Origin of the sequence: Xanthomonas sp. NCPPB 3583 (genome assembly GCF_041475715.2) — a bacterium.
GTDB lineage: Bacteria > Pseudomonadota > Gammaproteobacteria > Xanthomonadales > Xanthomonadaceae > Xanthomonas > Xanthomonas euvesicatoria.
Map to the genome: position 1 here is coordinate 2,467,328 of NZ_CM191263.1, position 24,782 is coordinate 2,492,109.

The 24,782-nt window shown below is 62.5% G+C and carries 21 protein-coding genes and 1 pseudogene; 14 read left to right on the top strand and 8 right to left on the bottom strand.

From position 1 onward, the window contains the following. Positions 1-54: 54 nt before the first annotated feature. Together ACCQ07_RS10790 and ACCQ07_RS10795 are read left to right on the top strand one after the other, a co-directional pair. Entirely contained in the window at positions 55-3,054 is a 3,000-nt protein-coding gene (locus ACCQ07_RS10790) for a TonB-dependent receptor (protein WP_221234445.1), read from the top strand. 26 nt (positions 3,055-3,080) lie between these two features. Continuing rightward, the gene (locus tag ACCQ07_RS10795) at positions 3,081-3,911 is read left to right on the top strand and encodes a DUF4198 domain-containing protein (RefSeq protein WP_074053016.1); all 831 of its coding nucleotides are present in this window, start codon (positions 3,081-3,083) and stop codon (positions 3,909-3,911) included. 104 nt (positions 3,912-4,015) lie between these two features. On the opposite strand, the gene ACCQ07_RS10800 is transcribed toward ACCQ07_RS10795, so the two are convergent. The 5 genes from ACCQ07_RS10800 to ACCQ07_RS10820 form a co-directional block, all read right to left on the bottom strand. Then, on the bottom strand, positions 4,016-7,156 hold the full coding sequence (locus ACCQ07_RS10800) for an efflux RND transporter permease subunit (RefSeq protein WP_074053017.1): 3,141 nt from the start codon (positions 7,154-7,156) through the stop codon (positions 4,016-4,018). After that, positions 7,153-8,619 (bottom strand): efflux RND transporter periplasmic adaptor subunit, encoded by a 1,467-nt coding sequence (locus ACCQ07_RS10805; RefSeq protein WP_372364091.1) that lies wholly within the window; start codon positions 8,617-8,619, stop codon positions 7,153-7,155. Before ACCQ07_RS10805 ends, ACCQ07_RS10800 begins: the two co-directional genes overlap by 4 nt. A 44-nt stretch (positions 8,620-8,663) precedes the next feature. Then, the gene (locus ACCQ07_RS10810; RefSeq protein WP_372364092.1) at positions 8,664-9,809 is read right to left on the bottom strand and encodes a TolC family protein; all 1,146 of its coding nucleotides are present in this window, start codon (positions 9,807-9,809) and stop codon (positions 8,664-8,666) included. A gap of 233 nt (positions 9,810-10,042) precedes the next feature. Next, positions 10,043-10,438, bottom strand: a complete 396-nt coding sequence (locus tag ACCQ07_RS10815; RefSeq protein ID WP_074053019.1) for a hypothetical protein — start codon at positions 10,436-10,438, stop codon at positions 10,043-10,045. A 137-nt stretch (positions 10,439-10,575) separates the two neighbouring features. Then, positions 10,576-10,836 carry a heavy-metal-associated domain-containing protein gene (locus ACCQ07_RS10820; protein ID WP_074053020.1) on the bottom strand — a complete coding sequence of 87 codons (261 nt, stop codon included), beginning with the start codon at positions 10,834-10,836 and terminating at the stop codon, positions 10,576-10,578. A 235-nt stretch (positions 10,837-11,071) separates the two neighbouring features. On the opposite strand from ACCQ07_RS10820, the gene ACCQ07_RS10825 reads away from it, so the two are divergent. From ACCQ07_RS10825 to ACCQ07_RS10845, 5 genes are all read left to right on the top strand, one after another. After that, entirely contained in the window at positions 11,072-13,438 is a 2,367-nt protein-coding gene (locus tag ACCQ07_RS10825) for a heavy metal translocating P-type ATPase (RefSeq protein WP_306677760.1), read from the top strand. Next, a complete protein-coding gene (gene cueR, locus ACCQ07_RS10830) occupies positions 13,438-13,905 on the top strand; it encodes a Cu(I)-responsive transcriptional regulator (RefSeq protein ID WP_196768840.1) in 468 nt (155 codons plus the stop codon). Before ACCQ07_RS10825 ends, cueR begins: the two co-directional genes overlap by 1 nt. Positions 13,906-14,026: 121 nt before the next feature. After that, on the top strand, positions 14,027-14,161 hold the full coding sequence (locus ACCQ07_RS10835; protein WP_260294694.1) for a hypothetical protein: 135 nt from the start codon (positions 14,027-14,029) through the stop codon (positions 14,159-14,161). Between the two features lie 68 nt (positions 14,162-14,229). Further along, positions 14,230-15,240 (top strand): zinc-dependent alcohol dehydrogenase family protein, encoded by a 1,011-nt coding sequence (locus ACCQ07_RS10840; protein WP_167370942.1) that lies wholly within the window; start codon positions 14,230-14,232, stop codon positions 15,238-15,240. A gap of 26 nt (positions 15,241-15,266) precedes the next feature. Beyond that, positions 15,267-15,560, top strand: coding sequence for a tautomerase family protein (locus ACCQ07_RS10845; RefSeq protein WP_074053023.1), 294 nt, complete (start codon positions 15,267-15,269; stop codon positions 15,558-15,560). Between the two features lie 68 nt (positions 15,561-15,628). Here ACCQ07_RS10845 and ACCQ07_RS10850 read toward each other — a convergent pair whose 3' ends face one another. Continuing rightward, positions 15,629-16,231: a YkgJ family cysteine cluster protein gene (locus ACCQ07_RS10850; RefSeq protein WP_074053024.1), complete on the bottom strand. Its 603-nt coding sequence runs from the start codon at positions 16,229-16,231 to the stop codon at positions 15,629-15,631. 328 nt (positions 16,232-16,559) lie between these two features. Here ACCQ07_RS10850 and ACCQ07_RS10855 point away from each other — a divergent pair, with 328 nt between their 5' ends. Then, positions 16,560-16,832 (top strand): BPSL0761 family protein, encoded by a 273-nt coding sequence (locus ACCQ07_RS10855; protein WP_074053025.1) that lies wholly within the window; start codon positions 16,560-16,562, stop codon positions 16,830-16,832. A gap of 2 nt (positions 16,833-16,834) precedes the next feature. Further along, on the top strand, positions 16,835-17,596 hold the full coding sequence (locus ACCQ07_RS10860) for an SseB family protein (protein WP_184579053.1): 762 nt from the start codon (positions 16,835-16,837) through the stop codon (positions 17,594-17,596). Positions 17,597-17,983: 387 nt separating this feature from the next. Here ACCQ07_RS10860 and ACCQ07_RS10865 read toward each other — a convergent pair. After that, positions 17,984-18,526 (bottom strand): annotated as a pseudogene (locus ACCQ07_RS10865) (integrase); the annotation flags it as partial. 107 nt (positions 18,527-18,633) lie between these two features. On the opposite strand from ACCQ07_RS10865, the gene ACCQ07_RS10870 reads away from it, so the two are divergent. From ACCQ07_RS10870 to ACCQ07_RS10885, 4 genes are all read left to right on the top strand, one after another. Further along, positions 18,634-19,482: a DNA-binding protein gene (locus ACCQ07_RS10870; RefSeq protein ID WP_184579045.1), complete on the top strand. Its 849-nt coding sequence runs from the start codon at positions 18,634-18,636 to the stop codon at positions 19,480-19,482. Between the two features lie 47 nt (positions 19,483-19,529). Beyond that, positions 19,530-20,705: a Shedu immune nuclease family protein gene (locus tag ACCQ07_RS10875; RefSeq protein WP_184579042.1), complete on the top strand. Its 1,176-nt coding sequence runs from the start codon at positions 19,530-19,532 to the stop codon at positions 20,703-20,705. Between the two features lie 71 nt (positions 20,706-20,776). Next, on the top strand, positions 20,777-21,964 hold the full coding sequence (locus tag ACCQ07_RS10880) for a hypothetical protein (RefSeq protein WP_184579039.1): 1,188 nt from the start codon (positions 20,777-20,779) through the stop codon (positions 21,962-21,964). Positions 21,965-22,102: 138 nt separating this feature from the next. Beyond that, positions 22,103-22,375, top strand: coding sequence for a BPSL0761 family protein (locus ACCQ07_RS10885; protein ID WP_184579037.1), 273 nt, complete (start codon positions 22,103-22,105; stop codon positions 22,373-22,375). Between the two features lie 316 nt (positions 22,376-22,691). Here the strand turns inward: ACCQ07_RS10885 and ACCQ07_RS10890 are convergent, their stop codons facing one another. Beyond that, complete coding sequence (locus ACCQ07_RS10890) at positions 22,692-23,513, bottom strand: AraC family transcriptional regulator (RefSeq protein ID WP_055026686.1); 822 nt, start codon at positions 23,511-23,513, stop codon at positions 22,692-22,694. Between the two features lie 111 nt (positions 23,514-23,624). Here ACCQ07_RS10890 and ACCQ07_RS10895 point away from each other — a divergent pair, with 111 nt between their 5' ends. Continuing rightward, on the top strand, positions 23,625-24,650 hold the full coding sequence (locus tag ACCQ07_RS10895; protein ID WP_057681765.1) for an alpha/beta hydrolase: 1,026 nt from the start codon (positions 23,625-23,627) through the stop codon (positions 24,648-24,650). Positions 24,651-24,782 lie beyond the last annotated feature (132 nt).

Consider the following 24,782-nt stretch of genomic DNA (forward strand, 5'->3'; position numbering starts at 1 on the left):
ACCTGGGGAAAATGCATGGCACGTACGAAAGTGGCGAGGACAGCGTTGGCTGTCATGTGTGGTCTGGTCATCGCGGCCTCGGCCGCAGCACAAACAAGCACCTTTGATATTCCAGAAGGGGATCTGAAGGTCGCGCTGGAGGCCTATGCCAGGCAGTCGGGCGTTCGTCTGGTCTACCTGAGCGAAGACGTGCGCGATCGGCGCACCTCCGGGGCGCGCGGTGACATGTCCCAGGACGCGGCGCTGAACCGTCTGCTGGCGGGCACTGGGTTGACCGTCAAGCGGGATCAAAGTGGCGCATTGGCCATCGTCCGCGAGGCGGCAAATGCACCGGCGCCCAGTATCCGCAGCACACCATCTTCCAGCCTAGGGCAAGCCGGCTCCGACACGTACACCTCCACCGTCTCCGGCGGTGCCGACGCCTCCACGACGTCGACCACTGCACCCACCACCTTTGATGCGGTCCAAGTAACCGGCAGCCATATCAAGCGTGCCCAGATGTCCGGCGTGGGACCCACCACGGTCATCGATGCTGAAACCATCCAAAGCTCCGGCGCCGTGTCCGTGGAAACACTGTTGCAGCGCTTGCCTGCATCGGCCGGCGCGGCCGGCTCGCAATCCAACAACTTCTGGACCGGTAACGGTAACGGCACCACCCAGATCAACCTGCGTGGCTTGGGCGTAAACCGCACATTGGTGCTGCTCAACGGCCGGCGCGTAGTCAATGGTGGCACCGGCGCCAACAATTCGGTGGATCTGAACGTAGTGCCGCTTGCCCTGGTAGATCGCATCGAAATCCTGAAGGATGGTGCATCGGCCATCTACGGCGCCGATGCCGTAGCCGGCGTGGTGAACATCATTACGCGCAAGGAAACGGATGGCGTGGAGATGTCCACCCGTTATGGCCAAACCTTCAAAGGTGATGGCGAGATCGGCTCGTTCAACTTGGCCTTCGGCACCACAGGCGAGCGCAGTTCGATGTCCGGTGCGCTGACCTATGCCGAAAGTGGCACCATCACGATGGCCTCGCGCGCGCCGTGCCCGCTAGGCGTAGTGGCGGGCACGCTGCAGTGCGTGGGCAACTCATCCACCATCGGCGGTCGTGCACGCTTGGCCGATGGCCGGGTAGTCAACTTCAATCAAGATCCCAATGGAGATCCGCGCTCTTACGAGCTCTACGATCCCGCCAAGCACAACTACAACTACAACCTGCTGCTCAATGCCGTCAGCCCGATCAAGCGCATTGGCCTGAGCGGCTTTGGTCAGTTCGACCTGACTGAGAACACGCGCCTTTTCACCGAACTGATGGCGACCAATCGCCAGTCCAACCAGCGTGCCTCGCCCAACACCCTGGGCGTCTATCGCACGATCCGGATTGCTGCCACCAATCCGACCAACCCCACCGGCCAAAACCTGACCTTGGAGCGCCGGCGTCTGGAAGAAGCTGGAGCGCGCATCACCGAGCAGGAGGTCGATACGTTCCGCACCGTGCTAGGGCTGGAAGGGCAGTGGGGCGATAACTGGGCATGGAATGTGGCGTTGAACTGGGGGCGCAATTCGGCCACCGACAGCTCGACCAACATTGCCAACCTGGACCGGGTGGAAAACACTCTCAATACCAGCCTGTGCAGCAACACCCCGGGCGCGGCCATTCCTTGCGGCAACTATCTGGGCTACGGCAATCTGACGCCTGAAGTGCTGGACTACATTCTGTTTACCCAGCGTGGCTCAGGTGGCAACAGCCAGCAGGGCTTTAGCGGCACCATTTCCGGCGCCCTGTTCGATCTGCCCGCCGGCAGCGTCGCCTTCGCCTCGGGCGTGGAGTTTCGCAAGGAACGCGGTTGGCTGTATCCGGACCCGCTGGTGGTCAACGGCAGCGCCAACATCGTGCGTCAAGATCCGATCGAAGGCGAGTACTCGGCCAAGGAAGCGTTTGTCGAGTTCGCCGTCCCGCTGTTGCAGGACATTCCGCTGGTGGACTACGCCACCTTGAACCTGGCCGGCCGCTATTCGGACTACGACCTGTTCGGCAGCGACACCAACTACAAGGTGGGGTTGGATTGGCAGGTGGCCGAACCTCTCAAGATCCGTCTCAACTACGCCACGGCTTTTCGCATCCCCAGCATTCCGGAGTTGTTCGGTGGCATCGGCCAAGGCAGCCTGACTACGCTGGATCCGTGCAGCAACTGGAGCACGTTACCCGCCGACTCGGTCATTCGGGCCAACTGCCAAGCCGCGGGCGTGCCGACCAACTTTCGTCAGTTGGGCAACACCATCCTCACCACGACCGGCGGCAATCCCGACCTCAAGCCTGAAGATGCGCGGACCTTCACGGCAGGCTTTGTGTGGACCCCAGGGTTTGCGCCGGGGCTGACGCTCACGGCCGATTACTACCGTATCCGCATCGAGAATGCGATCCGTAGCATTGAAGGCTCGGTCAAGCTGCGTGCGTGCTACACCACACCGAACCTGGCCCATCCGTTCTGCTCGCCGGCCAACTTTACCCGTGATCCGGTTACCGGTGAGGTCAACTACCTCTCGTCCCAGCAGGTCAATGCGGCCAGCGAGGAATCCGAAGGCGTGGATATCGGCGTGCTGTATCAGTTCGATGTGGCCGGCTGGCAGGCCAGCGCGAGTCTGGACGCCTCGTATCTTGAGCGTTACGACGTCACTCCTTTCGCCGGTGCCACCACCATTGAGTACGCCGGCAAGATCACCAGCGGCTTGGGTAGCTACACCCAGTGGCGTGGCTTGGGCTCACTGCGCATGGGCAAAAACCGTTGGACCGGCGTCTATTCGGCGCAGTACATCGGCAGCGCGGACGACATCATCGCCGTGCCCGGCACGATCGGCTCGCATGTGTCCAGCGTGGTGTACCACAACCTGCAACTGAGCTACGGCATCAAGAAGAAATGGGACATCTCCGCTGGCGTTGAAAACGTGCTCGATAAGAAGGCGCCGTTCGTGCAGAACAACCCCAACGCCAACACCGACACCATGACGTACGACTTGCTGGGTCGTCGCTGGAATGTCCGCTTTGGTTACCACTGGTAAGCCACGATCCCAAGGAGCTACACATCATGAGAAACACGCAACTATCCGCCGCACTACTGCTGTTCGCGGTGGCCGGCAGCGCCGGCGCGCACGACCTGTTTGTCGCATTCTCCAAGCCCGGCACCGCAGCGGGCGAGGCGAACACCGCGTTGGTGAACAATGGCACCTTCGATGAAAGTGCAGGTGCAGTCACCCGAGCGCGTCTACAGGACGTTTCGCTGAGTCAGGGCGGCGCTAAGGCTGCCCCGGACTTGGCCAGTTGGAAAGAGGTCGGCAAGCAAAGCCAGCTCACCGTGCATCCAGCGGGCGAGGGCACCTATCTGCTGGGTGTCTCGACGATGGCTTCCACTAGCACCCGTACGGCCAGCGAGTTCGGCAAGTACCTGGAATTGGAAGACTTGCCCGATACCCTGGCCACCTATGATGCGAGCAAGTTTCCCAAAGGGGTCACCTATAGCTATACCAAGCATGCCCGTGCCATTGGACAGGTGGGCACGAAACTGACCGACGACTTCGCTGCCTCCCTGGGCTATCCGTTGGAGATCCGCTTGGCCCGCAATCCTGGAAGCGTGAAGGTCGGCGAACAGCTGTCGTTCCAGGTGCTGCAGCAGGGCACGCCAGTGCCTAACCTACGCGTGTACGTCGGTCATCGTGCTGACGCACCGGTCAAGGGTGGGCACGGTAGCGCTACGCTCCTGCGCACCGATGCCCAAGGCCAAGCCAGTTTCCAGGTGACCACCGCCAAGACCTGGTACATCCACACCAATCACATGGTGCCCTCTACACAAAAGGGTTTGGATTTTGTGTCGGATCGGGCGTCGCTGAGCTTTGAGATTTCCCTGCACGCCGGGCACTGATAAGTAAGCACGTAGGCGGTACTCTCCCCTTTGACGCCAGTCATGACTTCTTCCATGACTGGCGTCTTTTTGTGGGGACGGACCTCAAGTGCTCAGTCTGTCTCTCATTGGTCGCCCCGCGCCGCGCGCAATCCACGTCGCCGCACCAGATAGAACGCTGCGGGAATCACCACCATGGAGAGCACCGGTGCGGTGAGCATGCCACCCAGCATCGGCGCGGCGATACGTTGCATGACCTCCGAGCCGGCACCGGCACCGACGAAAAGCGGAAACAACCCGGCCAGGATGACGGCTACCGTCATCGCCTTCGGGCGCACCCGTTGCACGGCACCTTCGTAGATAGCCTCTTGCAGGGTAGACACATCTTCCGGCGCACCGCTGGCCAAGCGCTGCTCCCAGGCATGACGCAGGTACAGCAGCATGATGACGCCGAACTCAGCCGCAACGCCGCCCAGGGCGATGAATCCGATCATGCTGGCCACCGAAATCGCATGGCCCAGCCCCCAGATCAACCAGAAACCGCCCACCAACGCCAAGGGCAAGCTGAGCAGGATGATGGATACATCGCTAAGCCGGCGAAACACCATCCAGATGACCAGGAAGATGATCGCCAACGCCGCGGGCACCACCCATTGCAGGCGTGCCAATGCCCGTTGCAGATACTCGTACTGCCCCGACCAGGCCAGACCATAGCCGGCAGGCAAACTCACCTGAGTCTGCACCGCGGCTTGCAGGTCCTGGACCACCGATCCCAAGTCGCGATCGGCCACATCCACGTAGATGTAGCCCACCAACCGGCCGTTATCGCTCTTGAGCATCGGCGGGCCTGGGCTGATTGACAGCTCCGCCACCTGGCTCATGGTCAGTTGCACACCGCCTGGCGCGATCAGCGGCAGATCCTGCAAGGCCTGCAACGAGTCACGCTGGCCACGGGGGTAGCGCAAGACGATGGGATAGCGTTCGCGCCCCTCGATCGTTTCCCCGATTGGATCACCGCCAACGACCGTGGCAATCAGTTGCTGGAGTTGGCCTTGAGTGAATCCGTAACGTGCAGCGATTTCCGGGCGCACCTGTACATCGACATAGCGCCCACCCGTGACGCGTTCGGCCAGTGCCGAACTCACGCCGGGCACAGTCTTGGCCACCTGCTCGATCTGTTGGCTCAGGCGCTCGATCTGCTCCACATCTGGTCCGGAGACCTTGATCCCAATCGGGCTCTTGATGCCGGTGGCCAACATATCGATGCGATTGCGAATGGGCGGGACCCATAGGTTGGTCAGACCGGGAATCTTGACCGCTGCGTCCAACTCCTGGCGTAGCTTCTGGGGGGTCATGCCCGGGCGCCATTGATCCCGCGGCTTGAAGGTCACGGTGGTCTCAAACATTTCGATGGGTGCCGGATCGGTCGCACTTTCGGCACGGCCCGCCTTGCCGAACACGTGCTCAACCTCCGGTACGGTCTTGATCATCCGGCCCGAGAGCTGGAGCAACTGACGGGCCTTGTCGGCGGACAGGCCGGGCAGGGCCGTGGGCATGTACAACAGGCTGCCTTCTTCCAAGGGCGGCATGAACTCACTGCCCAACCGGCTAAAGGGGATCAAGGTGAGCACTAGCAGCAGGCCGCTGAGCAGCAAGGTGACACCGGGATGTTTGAGGACCCACAGCAGGATGGGCCGATAGCCAGCGATCAGGATGCGATTGATGGGGTTCTGCTGTTCCGGGCGGATGTGGCCGCGGATCAGGTAGCCCATCAAGACCGGGATTAAGGTCACCGACAACCCTGCTGCGGCGGCCATCGCGTAGGTCTTGGTGTAGGCCAAGGGCGAGAACAATCGCCCTTCTTGCGCCTGCAGGGCAAAAACCGGCACGAAAGACAGGGTGATGACCAGCAAGCTGGCGAACAGGGCCGGTCCGACCTCGGCCGCCGAGCGGGCCATCAACTGCCAGCGCTCCTCACCCTGAGGTTCCCGGCCCTGCTCCTCCCGCCAGTGCTCCAGATGCTTGTGTGCATTTTCGATCATCACCACCGCTGCATCGACCATCGCACCAATGGCGATGGCAATGCCGCCTAATGACAGCAAGTTGGCGGAGATCCCCTGGGCGTGCATCACGATGAAGGCCGCCAGGATACCCAAGGGTAGGGTAATGACGGCCACCAACGCTGAGCGTAGGTGCCACAGGAACAGCAGGCATACCAGCGCTACGACCAGGAACTCTTCGCCAAGCTTGTGGGTGAGGTTGCGTACCGCATCCTGGATCAGCTCGGAGCGGTCGTACACTGGCACCACTTCCACACCCTCGGGCAAGCTGGATTGCAACGCCTGTAGTCGAGCTTTGACGTTCCGGATGGCCCCCAAGGCATCCTTGCCGGTGCGCAGGACGATCACGCCGCCGGCCACCTCACCTTGACCATCCAACTCTGCGATACCACGACGGAAGACCGGCCCCCGACTGATCGTGGCCACCTCACCGAGCAAGACGGGGATGCCGTCGTTTCCGGTTACCGGCACCTGTTCGAACGCCTCCTGTGTGCGCAGGTAGCCTTCGCTGCGCACCATCAGTTCGGCTTCGCCTTGTTCGATCACCGAGCCCCCGGTAGCGCCGTTGGCCGCATCCACCGCCTCGATGAGCTCGGCCACCGTCAGTCCACGGGCCGCCAACGCCTGCGGATCGGGCTGGATCTGCCAGGCGCGCACCGCACCGCCCACACTGGCTACTTCAGCCACGTCCGGCACGGTTTTTAGCTCATAACGAAGAAACCAGTCCTGCAACGCACGTAGCTGCCCCACATCACGTTGACCGGTCCGATCCACCAGGGCGTACTGGTAGATCCAGCCCAGTCCTGTCGCATCAGGACCCAGCGCCGGATTCACATTCGGCGGAAGTCGATCGCGCACCTGGCTCAAGTACTCGAGCACTCGAGAGCGCGCCCAGTACAGATCAGTCGCATCGTCAAACAGGATGTAGACGAACGAATCACCGAAGAAGGAGAAGCCGCGTACCGCCTTCACGCCCGGCACGGACAACATCGTGGTGGCCAACGGGTAGGTGACCTGGTCTTCGATGATGCGCGGGGTTTGCCCCGCCCATTGCGTGCGGATGATGACCTGGGTATCGGAAAGGTCCGGCAGCGCATCCAGCGGCGTGTTCTTTACCGACCAGATACCGACCACCGCCAGCAGCGCGGCGGCGACCAGCACCAGCACGCGATTGGCGATGCAAGCATGGATCAGGCGCGCGATCATGGTGTGCCCTCCATCGCTTCGGACATGACGTCGCTTGCCTGGCAATCAGCGGCTGCGGCGGGGCCGAACTTGGGTACCAACTGCATATCCATGAACGGTGACTTGCCCGGCTTGTCGAAATGCGTCTCCGGCACCATCGGGTCATACCAGTACTGCACCGGGCAGCGCGGCGGCGTAGAGGTGAAGGTCCCTGGCGCGACAGGCGCAGGCTGTCTGGACGGTGAGGGCACGACAGTGCGTGGGTCGTGCCCGGCGTCATGGCGCTCGTGCACACCTGATGCGCTGGCAGGGCGTGTCGGTTGTGCAGCGCCCAGGCGCTCCAACGCACCGGAGAGACTGGCTTCAGAGTCGAGCAGGAACTGACCCGAGACGACCACGCGTTCACCACCGGCCAAGCCTGCCACGATCTGCGTGCGCCCTTGCACGCTACGTCCCACACTCACCCGCACTGGCCGGAAGCTCCCGTCCGGATCCTGCACGATGACCCGGCTGTCCCGCCCGGTGGCGATCAGCGCCTCCGTGGGAACGACTGGCAGGGCCTGCTCGGCGTCGGGCTGCACCAGAACCTCGGCGAACATGCCCGGCACCAGCCGACGCTGCGGGTTACGCAGCACAATTCGCGCCCGCTGCGTGCGACTAGCCATGTCGACCTGGGGAAGCAACGCCTGGATCTGTCCGGCAAAGCGCTCTGCCGGCCAGGCACTGACCGTGGCCTGCACTGAGGTCCCCGGCCGCAAGGTGCCTAGCGCTGCCTGGGGCACCGAGGCCTCCAGCCACAGTGTGTCCAGCCCATTGATCTTGAACAGTGGCGTACCGGGCATCACAGTCTGTCCCTCGCGTGCCAGGATCTCGGTCACGACACCACTGTGGTCTGCGCCAAGCACGACGCCACTTCTAGCCGAGGCGCCAGAAGGAACACCCAACGAACGCAACCGTTGTTGCGCCGCACCCTGTAGCTCACGCGCACCCGCGGACTGAGCTTGGCTCAGGGCATGTGCTTCGGCGATGGCGGCGTTCCATGCCGGGGCCTGCACGGTGGCCAGCGCTTGACCACGACGAACCTCGGTAAACGGCGCCTTTACCTGCACGTGGGTGATCAAGCCTTCCATGCGCGCACTGACCACGGTTTCCTGGGTCAGATCCCACGTCAGTGTGCCCGGCACGCGTACGGCAGTCCCTAGTGACTCTACCGTCACTTCCTGAGTGCGTATGCCCACGTTCTGCTGCAGGCGCGGATCGATCTGCGTTCCGCCCCCTATGGCCTCATCTGCGTATTTGGGCTGCAACTCCATATCCATGAACGGAGATTTGCCCGGCTTGTCGAATCGCTGCTCCGGCGCCATGGGGTCGTACCAGTACAGCACCTTGCGTGCTTGATCTGCGCCGCTCGCGCCGGTGGGCGGAGTGGTATCAGAGGTTCGAGTCATCCAGGCGTAGCCGCCGGCAAAGCCGAGCGCCAGCAACCCGAGCGCCACGGCGAGCTGTGTGAGACGCGTTTTGGTCGGGCTCATGGCGTGTTCTCCTCATGGGGCAGCAGATAGGCCAGTGCCGCCCAGGCACGGCCCTGTTCGCCCAGCAGACGGGCGTTCTCCAGTTTCAATTCGATCTCATCGCGCCGCGCTTCCAGCCACGGCTGCAGGTCGGCACCGGCGCCGTAGGCGGCCAACGCCGTGCATGCACGATCGCGCGCCAAAGGCAGGCTCTGCATGTTCTGGCGCTCCAACTGGCCGGTTAACCCGCGCCATCGCGCTATCGCGCGTTGCACCGACTCGGCTTGGATGCGCCGGGCTTCATCGCGCTCTGCGGACACCGCCTCCAGCTCGGCCCGCCGTGCCGCGATGCCTCGTGCTTGGCGGTTCTTCTGGAACAGCGGCAGGCCCACACCCACTTCCACCATGAGCATGTCACTGCGCGCCATGCCGTCGGGCGCGCGCTCGCGACGTCCGTAGGTGAGTTCCACACTCCAATCCGGGCGGGTTTCGGCCACGGCCGCATCCACCTGGGCCTGGGCTACGCTCTGGCGTGCCTCCCAGCCCAGTAGTGGCGTGTGCTGGTCCAGTTTGGCCAGCAGTTGGGTGGGCTCCAATGGCAACTGCGAAAAATCCGGTGCCGTACCAGTGGCCAAGATCGCCTCTGGTGCAATACCCAACCACCGCGCCAGGCCGGCCCGCGCCGCGGCATGCTCCGCATGTACCTGCTCCAGGCGATTGTCCAACTGCAGCAGGGCGGCCTGAGCGGCAAGCACATCACTGGCCACGGCCGTGCCGCCTGCCAAGCGAGCACGCGCCGCACGCTCGGCTATGCGGGCCGGCTCGCGCAGACCTTCCAACGCATCTACGGCTTGCTGCGTACTCCACAGCTCGATCCAGGCCAGCGCGGCCGCTTGGGCCACCATCTGCTGTTCGGCCATCGATAGTGAGCGCGCTTGCGCCAGCGTCGCTTGCGCAAGCGCTTGCTCGGCACGTCGTTTCGCACGCGCAGGAAACTCCTGCATCAGACCGATTTGCTGGGTGGTCATCTCATCGGCCCGCAAGCTGAAGGCATCGGGTCCGCTGACGGGCCAGTTCGCCAGCCCCACGATCAAACGTGGGTCGGGCAGCGCGCCAGCACGCGCGGCTTCCTCGGTACTGGCATCGATCTGGGATCGGCGCACCTGCAGGGTTGGGGCGTTAGCAAGCGCCCGTTGTAGGGCTTCTCTGTAGCTGATCGGGATAGCGGGCGATGCCGCCACCGCAGGACCACTGAGCGCCAGGGCAAACACGAACCCACACGCCATCCTGCGCCTTGCACGCAAGAAGAAAGACATCTCCATAAGACCTCCGGACAAACGACAACGAGCGCGCTGCAACGCATGCAGCACGAGCAGGGGTCAATCCAGGAGGGGGCTTAAATCAGCAGGCTACAGAAGCGCTGCAGGGGAGGCGGATCGGACACGCACACCGGAACATCCCGATAGAACTGCGCGTGTGCCGGTGGCAACAGAGCCTGCACGAGCGCGAAGGCGACCAGCGCGGGCTGGTAAGGCACTTGAGGGGCCTTCGCATCGGCCGTGGCGATGTGATCGCGCTGGCAATGCTGGTCGCACAACGCCGGAGCATCGGGATCCGGCGCGGACATCTCTTCGCAACCGACCATCAGGGTCGCTTGTCCAGCTTCCACCGATTCCAGCGGACAGGCGTAAGCCACCAGCGCCAGTTGCTGCAGCAGCAGCGCCCACAGTCCCAGCCATGCCAGTCGGGCACGAGAACGGGGTCGCCGCCATCGCCTCAGCAGCTTCACCATGACAGCTCCCGCACGCCCGAAGCAGCGCCTGCGGACGCTGGGCAGATCAGGGTAGGGGACGTGCGAGCTCTCATGATGGCCAGTCTAGCCCTCTTGGGGCCGACTGGCATTGATCAGGATCAAGCCCTCGCGCGGACTCAGCGGTGGCATCCGCCGCAGCAGGAGGATGCGGCCGGGGTGGCAGGCGTACCGGCCTCAGAAGGGAGCACGGCGGCGATCACATAGCCTTGCCGCTGGATAGCCTCAACCGCCTGTTCTACGGCAAGCAGGCCCTCGATCTTGACCACGCCACTGCCCAGATCGACGTCCACCTGGGCGTGGGGGTCAAAGGCCTGAATGGCTTGGGTGACCGTCCGGACACAGTGACCACAGGTCATGCCTTCAACAACGAGATCCATAAACAACCCTCCAAAAGTATCGACGGTTTGCCGACGGTGTCACGTTGGGCCTTCCCACGGTGGGAAGGTCAAACGAAGGGCAAGTTGAGTACTGATCCCTCTCGCGCTGTTGACCTTCCCATCATGGGAAGGCTCAGGCTACCTGCTCGTTCCTATTGGCCCTTACTCCATGGACATAACGCTCACCTCGCCGCAGCCGGCGCCTGCGGACACCCATCGCTTCAGCGTCGCCGGCATGACATGTGCCTCATGTGTAGGCCGGGTAGAGCGCAGCTTGCGGGCCGTTGCCGGCGTGAGCGATGCGTCGATCAATCTGGCAACAGAAGTGGCCGAGGTAACCGCGCCGGCAGCCGTATTGCCCGCCTTGATCGCTGCGGTGAAGCAGGCCGGTTATGAGGTTGCCAGCCAGGAGCGGGATCTGATCATTGAAGGGATGACCTGCGCTTCCTGTGTGGCACGGGTAGAGCGTTCGCTGCGCGCTGTGCCGGGCGTGATGGAGGTGTCGGTCAATCTGGCCACCGAGCGCGCGCGCATAACGACCACGTCACTGGTGGAGGTCGCATCCCTGGTTGCCGCGGTCAGCGCAGCGGGCTACCGCGCGATCGAACCGCAGACCCCGGCAGGCAACGCCGATACAGCGCCGGCGCGCCAGGCGCTCAGTGGTGACACCCTCAAACTGCTGATCGCTGCGGCCCTGTCCCTGCCATTGGTCGTCCCAATGCTGGGATGGGTCGCAGGTCAGCACTGGATGCTACCGGGCTGGCTGCAGTTCTTGCTCGCAACGCCGGTACAGTTCTGGATCGGTGCGCGCTTTTATCGCGCCGGATGGCACGCCCTGCGCGCCGGCACGGGCAACATGGATCTGCTGGTCGCTTTGGGGACCAGTGCCGGTTATGGGCTGAGTGTCTATCACTTGTTCAATGATGCAGGACACCACGGCAATGCCCCGCTGTACTTCGAGACCTCGGCGGTCATCATTACCTTGATCCTGCTGGGCAAGTGGTTAGAGGCCCGCGCCAAGCAACAGACCACGCAAGCGATCCGGGCCTTGCAAGCACTGCGGCCAGCCACCGCACGCGTGTATCAGGACGGGCACGAGCGCGAGGTTGCCATTCATGAGGTTGCCGTCTCGGACATCGTCAGTGTGCGGCCAGGCGAGCGCATCCCCGTGGATGGCGTGATCGCGGAGGGCCGCACGCATGTGGATGAGTCCCTGATCACCGGGGAGTCCATGCCCGTGGCTCGCGGGGAGGGCGATCGCATCACCGGTGGGGCTATCAATGGCGAAGGCCGCATTCTGGTACGCACACTGGCCATCGGCGCCGAGACCGCCCTGTCTCGGATCATTCGCCTCGTGGAGGATGCACAGGCCAAGAAGGCACCTATCCAGCGAACCGTGGATCGGGTGAGTGCGATCTTCGTGCCGGTAGTGATCGGCCTGGCTTTGCTCACGCTGCTAGGGTGGGGTTTGGGGACGGGTGATTGGAACCAGGCGATCCTGAGCGCGGTAGCGGTGCTGGTCATCGCATGCCCATGCGCGCTGGGGTTGGCGACTCCGACCGCGATCATGGCCGGCACCGGCGTGGCCGCCCGAGCGGGCATTCTGGTCAAGGATGCCGAAGCGCTGGAAGTGGCACGTACCGTAAAGGTGGTGGCCTTCGACAAAACAGGCACGTTGACCCAAGGACGTCCGGTACTGACCGAAGAAACTGCCACCCGTGGCCACGCGGCCGATCTGTTGCCGTTGGCGGCGGCCCTGCAGCAAGGCAGCGAGCATCCCTTGGCCAAGGCCGTACTGAGCGCAATGGGCCAGCGCGCCATTCCGCTCGCACGCGACGTGCAGGCGGTGCCTGGCCGCGGCATCACCGGCAAGGTGGATGGCAGGAACCTGTTGCTGGGCAGTACCCGTATGATGCTTGAGCATGGCGTTGCGCTCACGGCATTGCAGACCCGGGCCGACCTACTCAGCCAGACCGGCCACACGGTGTCCTGGCTGGCAGAGCAGGGCACCGATCATCCGCAGTTGCTCGGCATACTGGCCTTTGAGGATCCACCGCGTCTGGGTGCAGCCGCGGCCGTGCAGCGTCTGCATACGCTGGGTTTGCGCACCGTCATGATTTCTGGCGACAACCCCGGCGCCGCCGCCTCGGTGGCCAAGGTGCTGGGCATCCAAGAGGTGCGCGCCAATGTATTGCCTGAGCAGAAAGCTGCGTTGGTCGCTGAATTGGCTCAGTCGGCACCGGTGGCCATGGTCGGCGATGGTGTCAACGATGCGCCAGCGCTGGCTGCCGCCAACCTAGGGGTGGCCATGGGAACCGGTACCGATGTGGCGATGCATGCCGCTGGGGTTACCCTAATGCGCGCTGAGCCGGGTCTGATCGCCGATGCCATCGACATTTCCCGCCGCACGACCCGCAAGATCCATCAGAACCTGTTCTGGGCCTTCGGTTACAACGTGGTCGGGATTCCTCTGGCGGCCCTGGGCTTGCTTGATCCGGTCATTGCCGGCGCAGCGATGGCCTTGTCCAGTGTGAGCGTGATTGCCAACACGCTGCTGTTGCGCCGTTGGCAGCCAACCAAGATCGATGTGGGAGAGGCATGATGGCAACCAGACGCAGCTCCAAGGCACTGCGACCCGAACTGGCCGACGCGCGCGAAGCCGGATTGCATAACATCGGCGAGGCTGCCGCGCTCAGCGAGGTCAGCGCCAAGATGATTCGCCACTATGAAGGGATCGATCTGATCCCTCCGGCTAGTCGCACCTTTGCTGGCTATCGCCTTTACACCGATGCCGATGTGCACAGGCTTCGGTTCATTCGTCGTGCCCGCAACCTGGGATTTTCCATCAAACAAATCCAATCGCTCTTAGGCTTGTGGAGCGATGACCGGCGAGCCAGCGCCCAGGTCAAGAAACTGGCCCAAGGCCACATCGACGATCTGCAGATCAAGATTACCGAGATGCAGGCCATGCAGCGAACGCTGCGCGACCTAGCAAGTCGATGCCATGGCGACAACCGCCCGGAATGTCCGATTCTGGACGATTTGGCGAGTCCGACGAACGGGCATTGACGTTGCCACAGTGGGAAGCCTGACGCTAGCTATCCCTGCTGGTTGGAGCAGCAACATGCATCGACTACATATCCCGGCCATGGCTTGCAGCGCATGTGTGGCACCCATTCGACGTGCGTTGATGAGCGTAGATCCATCGATGCGGGCGCAGTTCATGCCGGACCAACGCCGCATCAGCCTCGAAACCCGCCGTCCGCTTGAGCTGATAAAGCAAGTGCTCAGCTCGATCGGCTATCCGGCCCATATTGTTCATTAATGGCGTCGTCAAAGAATTCGTTGTGCCATTGCGCCATCTCGATCGCCACCTCTCACCAACCTCGCCGTATGAGCCTCATGCACGCCTACCGCGTCATCCGTGGACAGGGTCCACAAAGCCTTCACAGAATCGAAATTCCGCTCTCGTCCTTGGGTGAGAACCAGATGCTACTGGCCGTCAAGGCCGCCTCGCTCAACTACCGTGACTTACTCGTTGTTCACGGTCAGATGGGGGCCGGCGAAACCCGCATTCCTTTGTCGGACGCCGCCGGACAAGTAGTAGCTGTAGGTTCGGCGATCACCGACTTCTCCATCGGTGATGCCGTACTTCCCATCTTCTTCCCGCTGTGGAGTGAAGGATTTCCCAGTGATGAAGCGCTGTCCCTGTCGGTTGGTGGCAATATCGACGGTGTGCTGACGACACATCTGGTGGTCGATCAGAGCGCATTGGTGCACGCGCCGCGCACTCTGTCGTGGGAGCAAGCTTCTACGATCGCGTGCGCAGGGGTCACTGCCTGGCACGCGTTATTTGAGTTGGGCGCGCTGCCCGACGGTGCTCATGTGCTGATTCAGGGCGCCGGCGGTGTGTCTACATGGGCGGTCCAGCTCGCGCTGGCAGCCGGCTTCTGCGTCACGGTGCTCTCTGGGAGGGAAGAGGGCATCGAGCACATGGTGGCATTGGGGGCACAAGCTGCCATCAACTACAACACCGATCCCAACTGGGATGAAACGGTGCTCCGCACGACCGGCGGCGTAGATCTGGTGATGGACATCGGTGGAGCTGACACGATTGCTCGCTCGCTGCGAAGTCTGCGCCCCGGCGGCAAAGTCGTGACCATCGGTGGCGTCGCTGGCGGATTTGCATTGAGCATCGATCCATTCTCACTCATCGGCGGTAAGTCACTCACCGGAGTGGTAGTGGGTTCCAAGAAAATGACCCAAGCCCTTATCCGCTTCATCGACGAACACGCCATCGTGCCGGTTATCGACACCATCTTTCCTTTTGCTGAAGCTGCTGCCGCGTTTGCGCGCATGGAACATGGAAGGCCCATCGGCAAAGTGGTCATCGCCATCAACTAGCCTCTCGGCTTCACACGTGCTCCTTCATGCCTCTGATCAACATCAAAGTCTCTGCATCTTCGTCTCCCGCGCTGACCGCGAAGATATCTACACAGATGAGCGATCTGATTGGCGTCTCAAGCTTCTCGCTGGAGATCATCGTGACGGATGAGACCAACACCAAAGCGGAGAAGGCAGAGTATCTTGCCGAGGTATTCGCCTGCTTTGAGCGCCTGTTAGGCCCCGTGCACCCGACAAGCTATGTACATGTCCACGATGCGCGCGCCTCGGCCTATGGCTACGGTGGGCGTACGCAAGAAGCGCGGTTCCATCAGTCCTGACATTCCCGTTGCGCGCATATCTCGCATAAAAGGGCGCTGTCGGGTCAAGTTTTCAGGCACTCCCATGCCTAGGAGCTTTCGCCGGGTACCGCAAAGATCTGTCTAATGTCCATGGGGGTCGTGCGGCCATCTTTTGCTACGAGCTCATGAAAAGCTTCTTGAACTTTGGAGAGTTGGGCCATTGGCAAAGTGATTTCGCCCGATCTGACCGGATCGCACCAGTACGCCGTGTTGGTCAACGCAACATGCTGGCGGCAAACCATTGGACGGTCCTCGTAGATCGAGCATTGTTCCTGGATGAGGAAGGGGCAGGGCGAACCATGGAAGTCGGCACTAGGAAGCGACTTCGGCAATCGAGAATGCGAGGAGCGCTTCTCAATAAGCTCGGCCTCAACGGGATAAAGGTGCACCGGGTAGTGGCAACATGCCGAGCACCCCGCACTGCATGCGACATACGGAGCCATCGCAGCGGACAGGATCTCCATTTCCTTGTGCAAGGCGCGCAGCTTTTTTATCGGGCTTCCAGGCAAGGCGGCCAGCCGACTGGCCAAGCTGGCTTCTCTGTCTTGGATTTCCATCGGAATGCCAGTAAGCATTCGATCGAAATTCGCCTGAGCATTCTTCTTGGCCTGAGCAGGATCGCTCTCTGAGTCATCCGTTTGCTGCGTCATCGGTGCCCCTCAAGCGTGCCGGGTTGATTCTCGAAACCTACCAAGCCTGCGCCCATCATGCTCGCGGAACTGAAGGCTATCAGTGCTGGAGCGTCCGGCGCGGGCTAGCCGCAACGTGAGCAAGACACCAATCGAGGGCGGAGCCACTCAGACACCAGACTCACCATACCGGCCACGCCGCGGCTTTACATAAGCGACGTTATGCGAAGTAAGTTGTTGATTCTATTACATTAATACAGGAATCGCAAGGTCCGCAGTTGCACCGTGCGCTTGCCGGCGACAAACGCGATAAGCTAAGCATTCCTTAGTATTAGTCATTCTTGATGTCATGACGATGCCATCTGAGCGCACCCGCAATGTGCTGCAGGCGGGCGCGTTCCTCAGGCAGCTAGCGGCCAGCCAAGCCGTGCCCAAAGAGGTGCGGCAAGAGGCATATCGACTGCTGCGGCACTATCCAACCGTCAGCGACATCGAGGCGATTGCTGAGCACGAAGAGCGGCTGCGAGCGCTGACCAAGTCGGCCTTCGTACGACCCTACCTGAGCAGCGAGATCGAGGCTGATTGGTTCTCCGAGTACCCGCTTGGCCCTCATCGCATCTGACCATGAAGCAACCGAGCAGGCCGCGTGGAGGAGGGACTACGTCTGCGGAGGCAGCGCTGGAGGCTTCCTTTGAACGGGCCCGCGGCAGCGCAATCGAGGAACGCGCATTCTTCCACCGACTGATGGATGCGATCGTGTACGTGCATGCGCCCGTCTCGGACGACGCGCCGACACCGCGGCTGGTCCAGTTCCGGCATCCTGACGGTTTCGATGCGATCCCATTCTTTACCTCGCTCGACAAGGCGCAGGCGGCCAGCTCAGCTGCTGTCAGAATTCTGGGAGTTTCAGGCCGTGAGCTGCTAACCGGTACTCGCGGCGCGACGTTGATGCTCAATCCCAACGACGGCGGCGTTGTCCTGTACCCGGAAGAGGTTGCGGCATTCTTAGATACGGGCTTTCTGGCCAGGGTGGAACGGCTGGCGCCGGCGGAGTTCGCGGTGAGACCTGCCCAGGCCGCACCGGCTTGGCTCGCTCCGGCCATCAGCGGCAGCCTTGAGCACGCCAACTTCGTCTCGTCGGCGTATCTCCTAGAAACTCACTCGTCAGAGGGTGTCGAACAGCCTCCCGGTCTGTTGATCTGGCTGGTGGTCGACCTGGCTTTCGCCGAGCGGGCGGCTCGTCTGGTGACCACCGCCATTCAGCCCCTATGCTCAGATTTAGACGTAATCATCGACTTGGCGGTCCACGACGTATCGCTGCCTTTGCCGACGGGCCTGGATGATCCCCAGATCCTGCCCATATTCACGAGAATCAAGCCAACTTGAGCGCAGCTCATCGGCCTATGAGCACTGAAGACAAGCTACTAGCACTCCTTCCGGAATTGACCGAGGAAGAGAAGGATCGGCGGACCCGCGAGGGTATGGCTGACGTCGACGCTGGACGTACGATCCAGCACGAGGAACTACTGCAATGGATCAGGCGACGGCCGGAGCCTTCATGAAGGTTTCCGTTGGGTCAGGAGCGTGGAAACTCTTGAATCCAACATTCAAGAAAGGCACGCGTGCCTGAGCAGCAGTACTCCAGGAATGCCTGTGTCACGCGGCTTCTGGTTCGATCAACCCTAGGTCTGTAATCTACGAACTGCCTGACGTCGAGGGACGTTTCCTCGTTGAATCATGGTGTTAGAGCCGATTCGGCTGTTTTTCTCACGAATCCCTGCCGACCCTCAGCAGCGCCTCAAGCTCGCTACGGGTAATGGCGGTCTTCTTATGTGGCCGCTCGCCGCGTTTGACCGAGGCGCGGCGGCCGCGCTTGAGCAGCTGGCGCACGGCAGGGGCCTCGCACGGGTTAGCGGCTTTGTGCGCCTGGTGGGCCGCCGAGAGCACGGCCACGCGATGCACCACGGTGCTGAGCTTGAAGGCACCTGATTTCTGCTTAAGCCCGGCGGCGACCAAGTACCCATCCAATGCCGGCGGCAGCTCCCACGTCAGGCCAGCCTTGCCGCGCCGGGCCAGATGGTCGACCACGAACTGGACCACGGCCGGCTCGGGCACCGGTAGCGTGATTGGCTGCCCGAAGCGCCCCTGGAACCAGCCCGCCCAGTAGCGCAGCGCAGTGGCGTAGCTGCGGGTGGTGTTGGCGGCGGCTGCCTCAGCCAGCAGCTCGCGCACGGCGTCGGCCGCCTGCGCTGCGAGACGGTTCGGGGCGAGGATGGCCGAGGCAGGGGGGTTGGGCACAGCCATGTTAGATTTCATATGTTGCACGTATCAGATAGTACGTTTTAGGGCGCTTACTTCCGATAACTATCTGTTATCGGATGTGGATTGGCAATGGGGCAGGGCACGCGTGTCGGAGATATCAGATGGCTAAAGGAATCAAAGAAAACGAGGTGTTTGAGGCGGCCGACGCGCTGCTCGGCGCTGGCGAACGGCCGACCGTCGAGCGCGTACGCCTGCACCTTGGTCGCGGCTCGCCGAACACGATCGGGCCGTTGTTGGACGCGTGGTGGACTCTGCTTTCCCAGCGGCTCAATCACCGGCTGGAAATGCCGGAGGTGCCGGAGAATGTGGGCGTGGCCTTCGCCCAGATATGGGAACTCGCGCTGGCGGCCGGACTTGAGCAGGCCGACGCGTCGCTGGCGCCCGAGCGCGCCTCCCTAGCCGACGCCATGGCTAAGGTCGAAGAACGCGTGACCTCCGAACGCGAGCGCGTGACTGGGCTTGAGGCGGAACGGCAGAAGGCGATGGCCGCGAGCCAGATTGCCGAGGCGGCGTTGGCCGTCTGGGAGCAGCGCGCCGGCGAGCTCGCCGCGCAGGTGGGCGGCTTGCAGCGGCAATTGGAACAGATGAGCGGTCGCCGGGACGCCGTAGAAATGCAGCTCCACGACGCGCAGTCCCGCCTTGAGCAGGAGCGAATGGCGGCCGCCGCCGAGCGCGAGGCGCTGCACGCGCACCTGCGCCAGGCCGAGGACCGTGCCTACGGGGAGGTTGACCGCATGCGCCAGGAGCTCAAGGCGGAAAAAGCCCGAACCACCGCATTGCTTCGCGAGCATGCCACCGCGCTGCGCGCCAGCGACCTAGCCCGGCGCGGCGCGGAGACCGCACTCGCCAAGGCCCAGCGGGAACTGGCCACGGTACAGTCGAGGCTGGCACGCGCTCAAGCTGCGCGACCCACCGGGCTGCGATCGGCGCCTCTCCGCCAAAAAGCGTAACGTTTACGACTGAAGATGCCGACTGACTCGACGCCGCCCTATACGCCATGGATGACGATAGTTACCAGTTCCCCAAGCCCCGTAAGGTCTATGTCAGCCCCTCGCTACCGGGATTTGGCGATAAGACCAAGCGCGTGCGGATCGCCTCGAAAGTCTCCGGCGCCAGCGATGGCTACGAGTACGCCAAGGAGCACGGCGAAGTTGTACTGCGCGATAAGCCCAATGCACGCACGAGCATCAAAGCGAAGTTCCTGGAAGCCACTGGCGATGTCTTCATCCTTACGATCCAGAAGTTCGACAACGACTCCGGCATGCCGTACGGCGCTGGCTTCACCTTCGTCGGCGAGGAGATCCCGCGGCTGCTGGAGTTTGTAACCAACATCCGCGCCGCCGCCTTCGAAGAGAGCCGCTCATTGAATCTCACCGATGACGAGCTGCGGCGCCGCGTACTCACGCCGGCGCAAGCCGGTGCACTGCTGGCCGGTAACCCTGAGGTCTTTGCTGAGGCGGTGCGCCAAGCTGTGACCAAGGAAGACCTGGTGTCGCTCGGATACCGCCGTCAGCAGCTCGAGACCTTTGAGCGACTGTTGAGCGATGCGGATTACTTTGAGCACGCCAAGGCCGTGAAGCGGTGCGGTGACGAGGCGCTGTGGCAGCAATTCTTCGAGAAGAACCCGTGGATCTTCGGCTATGGCCTGCAGTACGTGTACGGCGCGGGCCTCGATGGTGAAAAGCTTGAGCAGTACGTACGCGGGCATACCGTTCTCCGGCCCGGCAAGCGCGTCGACGGGCTGCTCAAATCGAAGGCGATTGCCTCGACGTTGTGTTTCGTCGAGATCAAGCACCATCGCACCGGCCTGATGGCCAAGCAGCAGTATCGCGGCGGTTGCTACGCCCCGTCGGCCGAACTTTGCGGCGCTGTGGCGCAAATCCAGGGGACGGTGTCCTATGCATCGGAGAGCCTGTTTGGCAGGCATAGGATCACCGGTGAGGACGGATTCCCAACAGGAGAGGAGGTGTTCAACTTTTCGCCGCGCTCATTCGTGATCGCGGGCAGCCTGGGTGAGTTCCGCAACGAGCACGGGGTGAGCGAGGACCGACTGCGCTCGTTCGAGCTGTACCGCGCCCACTTGCACCAGCCAGAGATTTTCACCTTTGACGAGATCTTTGAGCGTGCGCGCCACATTGTCGCGGGGCACCATGCACCGCTGGCGCAGGAATAGCCCACGCCGTTGCAAGATATGGCGGACCAATTCGTTTCTCTCATAACCGGTACCCGAAGGAAGTCTGACTGATGACAGCTGAGGATTCGCTGCCTCCAGAAATAGAGCCGGTACGCCAAGGCGCTTTGCGAGCGTTGCGAGACGTTCGTCCCGCGCACGACCAAACCCAGACCGTGCCGAACTTCTGGTTGAATGCAAAGCGTACACAGGCAGGACGGCGCCTGCCCGAGTACTACCTGGTCTACTTCCTGCTAGTGGAGCTCCTGAACTTCCCGCACAGAGGTCCGGAGGAAAAGGTCGCATGGACAATTCCGCTCGATTTTCGCGGCAATCTGTTTACCATCGAGCATCGCAAGATGGGCTTGGGGCTGTTCCATCCTGAGCCCGAGCGAGTGGCGGCTGAAGCGACCGAGATCGTGAACCGAATACTCAAGGCGACCAAGGAAGCGCGGCGGTTCTTTGATTGGTTCGCTGACACCCGGGTCGCACAGTCGGCGATAAACGTGGCCAACCACAGCCAGCCGCTCTACGAGCGCTACCGCTACCTGCGCCAGGCCGCGCAAGATCATGCCGACACGGCCAAGAAGCGTGAGGCCGAGCGCCGCGCCGCGGCCAAGGGTAAGACTGACCTTTCTTCGCTAACAGAGATGTGGCTCGCGGAGTGGCACCCCGAGCCGCAACCACAGTGGATGGCCTTGTCGGCAGTGGAAGCGTACTTCTCTTGGACTGAGCACGCGCTAATCCACCTGGCAATTTTGCAAGGACGCATCACCACCGGTGACAAAGTGGCAGCACTGGCGTCCGGCGATTGGACGGGCAAGTTCAAGTCGGCGATCGATGTAACTGAGGAGGGCGCCAACACGCTGCTAGATCGCGTGCTGGCGGTGCGCCAGGATCTGCGCAACCACGTGGCGCATGGAGCCTTCGGCAAACAGGGGGAGGCGTTCTCATTCCATTCGCCGGCAGGCGCGGTACCGGTGTTGCTGCCGCACCGTAAGGGGCCTAAGCACTTTCGCTTCGGAAACGGTTTGGCATTCGACGCGCTGAAGGTTTTTCAGGTGCTCGACCACTTCGAGGCCTTCATGTTCGCGGGCGTTCGTGCCCCGGCACGTGAGTTCTTGCTGGAGAACACGTATCCGACGGTGCTAACTATGGCCCGGAGCACCTATGTCATTGCGATGCGTTCGCCGGAGGCGATGACAGAGTTCCTGCACTACTGGGGTCATCAGGTCGACCGCTCTGCCGACATGGACTGGTGACGTCGTCGACGGCGTCCGAGCGTTCACCTCAGCCCACGATTGCGCGGCGCGACCTAGCGTTAGATGCACCCTGGCCACTGGCAGCCGGTCGGGCATACGCGCTAGGCTAAGAGTTCCTTAGCCGCCTGTGGTGCTAGTATGACCCTTCCCGATGAGCGCACCCGCAACTTGCTGCAAGCCGGAGCGTTTCTCAGGGAACTCGCCGGCAGTCAAGCCGTGCCCAAGTCTGTGCGCCAGGAAGCCTACCGGCTATTGCGTCACTACCCGACACTCAGTGATGTGGAAGCCATCGCTCAGCATGAGGAGCGGTTGCGGGACCTCACCCAATCGGCGTTTGTGCGCCCGTATCTAACCTCGCAGTTCGAGGAGGAGTGGTTCCGCGGATACCTCAATGGTCCTCATCGGATCTGAGCGACAGCAACCGTCCTTCTTCCTTATTGGCAAGCGCCTACAACGTCAGCCACGGGGGGATGCGCCCAGCGTGCGTCGATGGACCGTTAAAGAATGCGGCGCCCATTTCTCGTGCCGGGCCGTAACCGGTGCGCCTTGGTAAACCTGTGACTTCCCCGAACTGCACGCAAAACCTGTTACTTGGCCGGGAGCAGGGTGAAAAGTCACAGCTTTACCGAGCCCGGTTCCAGATCCAGCGTAGCCAAGTCGATGCCGCTCGGATAGATGATTTCGCATAATGTATATTATGTAAAATCCCATGACTGGTCTGAAGCCGTCACAAGCTAGATTTCCGCCACATCCGCGGCGAGTGCCCTACCTGCGCCTTGAATGCACGCGAAAGCGCTGCTTCGCTGGCGTAGCCCACCTCGTCGGCCAGTTGCTTGAGCGACCGGCCCTGGCGCAGGCCGCGTTGCACCAGCGCGATGCGCCAATCCTGCAGGTACTGGCCTGGAGTGCAGCCCACCGTGTCGTGAAAGCTGCGGGCAAAGGCGCTGCGCGACATGCCGGCACGGGCGGCCAGCGACTCCAGCGACCAGGGCTTGGCGGGATGTTCGTGGATGCCGACCAGGGCCAGGCGCAGCCGCGCGTCGGCCATGCCGGCCAACATGCCGCCCTTGGCGTGGCCTTGCTCCATCAGTTCGCGGATCACGTGCACCAGCACCACTTCGAAGAGCCGGTTGAGCACTGCCTGCCGCCCGCAGTGCTGTGCGAAGGCTTCTTCGAACAAGGCATGCACCAGCACCGCACCTTGGCGCAGCGCTTCCAGCGGCAGGCAAATGCACGCAGGCAGTGCGCGCACCAATGGATTGGCCGCGCCGCCGCTGAAACTCAGGTGCGCGCAGGCAAAGTCGGCTCCGTGCACCGGGTCGGTGTCGAAGCGGTGCGCAAGTGCGCGCGGATAGAGCAGCAAACTGGGCCGGTCGATCTGCAGGTGGCTGCCGTCGCCGTTGTGGACCACCACCGTGCCCTGACGGATCAGGTGCAGCTGGCCCCGGTCGCCACTGTCGAGCTGGTTGATGCCGCACAGCGCGCCGGCATGGAAGACCTCGGCGGTCACCGAGAAATGGCTCAGCAAGGCGGCCAGACGGTCGACCATCTTGGACTCCAGGTAAAATTTCATGGACGATTTGCGGCATATCGTATCGCCTTGACGCGCAAAGTCACTCCTGTCGCCGGCACCCTGCCCGGCTTGTCCAGGAACCGCATCATGAAGACTCCCCTCGCCCTTATTGCCACCACGCTGCTGGCGGCATCGATTGGCACTGCTGTCGCGGCCGCACCCAGCGACCAGCCGGCGCCATTGCGCCCGGTCGCAGACTTCCTCAAGGCGCTCAACAGCGGTGGCGGCACGCCGATCGAGCAGCTGAGCCCCGCGCAGGCCCGCCAGGTGCTGACCAACGCCCAGGCCAATACACCCCTGCCGGCGGCCGATGTAAGCCGCAAGACCATCCAGGCCAACGGCAAGCCGCTGAACCTGGTGATCGTGCGGCCGCCGCATAGCACTGGCCAGGTGCTGCCGGCTTTCATGTTCTTCCATGGCGGCGGCTGGGTGCTGGGCGACTTCCCGACCCACGAACGCCTGATCCGCGACCTGGTCAATGCCTCCGGCGCAGCGGCGGTCTACGTCGATTACACGCCCTCGCCGGAGGCGCACTACCCGGTGGCGATCCATCAGGCCTATGCCGCCACGCGTTGGGTTGCCGAACACGGCATGGAGATCGGCGTGGATGGCCAACGCCTGGCACTGGCCGGCAACAGCGTCGGTGGCAACATGGTGGCGGCAGTGGCGCTGCAGGCCAAGGCAGCAGGCACGCCGGCACTGCGCTACAACCTGATGCTGTGGCCGGTCACCGACGCCGCGTTCGACAATGACTCGTACCAGCGCTACCAGAGCGGCTACTTCCTCAGCCGCAACATGATGACCTGGTTCTGGGACAACTACACCACCGACCCCAAGGCCCGCGCCGAGATCACTGCTTCGCCCCTGCGTGCTACCGCCGCCCAGCTGGAAGGCTTGCCGCCGACCCAGATTCAGACGGCGGAGCTGGACGTACTGCGCGATGAGGGCGAAGCCTTCGGTCGCACGCTAGATCAAGCAGGTGTCGAGGTGACCGTGACGCGCTACAACGGGCTGATCCACGATTACGGCCTGCTCAATGCGCTTCGGGACGTATCGGCAGTCCGTGATGCGATTCGCCAAGCCGGCGATGGATTACGCGAACACCTGAAGTAAGCGCGATAGCGGAATGGCTCTGTGGCCGCCGCATCCGCAGTTGGCCCGGCCGGTAGACGATGGCAAGGAACCGTTGAACTGTCAGGAAGGAAACCGTGACTGAGCCGTGCCACGTTTCAACGTGCCAACTCG

Coding starts and splice junctions, on each gene's coding strand:
- ACCQ07_RS10790 (WP_221234445.1), top strand. CDS start 55: ATGTGTGGTCTGGTCATCGCGGCCTCGGCCGCAGCACAAACAAGCACC.
- ACCQ07_RS10795 (WP_074053016.1), top strand. CDS start 3,081: ATGAGAAACACGCAACTATCCGCCGCACTACTGCTGTTCGCGGTGGCC.
- ACCQ07_RS10800 (WP_074053017.1), bottom strand. CDS start 7,156: ATGATCGCGCGCCTGATCCATGCTTGCATCGCCAATCGCGTGCTGGTG.
- ACCQ07_RS10815 (WP_074053019.1), bottom strand. CDS start 10,438: ATGGTGAAGCTGCTGAGGCGATGGCGGCGACCCCGTTCTCGTGCCCGA.
- ACCQ07_RS10820 (WP_074053020.1), bottom strand. CDS start 10,836: ATGGATCTCGTTGTTGAAGGCATGACCTGTGGTCACTGTGTCCGGACG.
- ACCQ07_RS10825 (WP_306677760.1), top strand. CDS start 11,072: ATGACATGTGCCTCATGTGTAGGCCGGGTAGAGCGCAGCTTGCGGGCC.
- cueR (WP_196768840.1), top strand. CDS start 13,438: ATGGCAACCAGACGCAGCTCCAAGGCACTGCGACCCGAACTGGCCGAC.
- ACCQ07_RS10835 (WP_260294694.1), top strand. CDS start 14,027: ATGAGCGTAGATCCATCGATGCGGGCGCAGTTCATGCCGGACCAACGC.
- ACCQ07_RS10840 (WP_167370942.1), top strand. CDS start 14,230: ATGAGCCTCATGCACGCCTACCGCGTCATCCGTGGACAGGGTCCACAA.
- ACCQ07_RS10845 (WP_074053023.1), top strand. CDS start 15,267: ATGCCTCTGATCAACATCAAAGTCTCTGCATCTTCGTCTCCCGCGCTG.
- ACCQ07_RS10850 (WP_074053024.1), bottom strand. CDS start 16,231: ATGACGCAGCAAACGGATGACTCAGAGAGCGATCCTGCTCAGGCCAAG.
- ACCQ07_RS10855 (WP_074053025.1), top strand. CDS start 16,560: ATGACGATGCCATCTGAGCGCACCCGCAATGTGCTGCAGGCGGGCGCG.
- ACCQ07_RS10860 (WP_184579053.1), top strand. CDS start 16,835: ATGAAGCAACCGAGCAGGCCGCGTGGAGGAGGGACTACGTCTGCGGAG.
- ACCQ07_RS10870 (WP_184579045.1), top strand. CDS start 18,634: ATGGCTAAAGGAATCAAAGAAAACGAGGTGTTTGAGGCGGCCGACGCG.
- ACCQ07_RS10875 (WP_184579042.1), top strand. CDS start 19,530: ATGGATGACGATAGTTACCAGTTCCCCAAGCCCCGTAAGGTCTATGTC.
- ACCQ07_RS10880 (WP_184579039.1), top strand. CDS start 20,777: ATGACAGCTGAGGATTCGCTGCCTCCAGAAATAGAGCCGGTACGCCAA.
- ACCQ07_RS10885 (WP_184579037.1), top strand. CDS start 22,103: ATGACCCTTCCCGATGAGCGCACCCGCAACTTGCTGCAAGCCGGAGCG.
- ACCQ07_RS10890 (WP_055026686.1), bottom strand. CDS start 23,513: ATGGTCGACCGTCTGGCCGCCTTGCTGAGCCATTTCTCGGTGACCGCC.
- ACCQ07_RS10895 (WP_057681765.1), top strand. CDS start 23,625: ATGAAGACTCCCCTCGCCCTTATTGCCACCACGCTGCTGGCGGCATCG.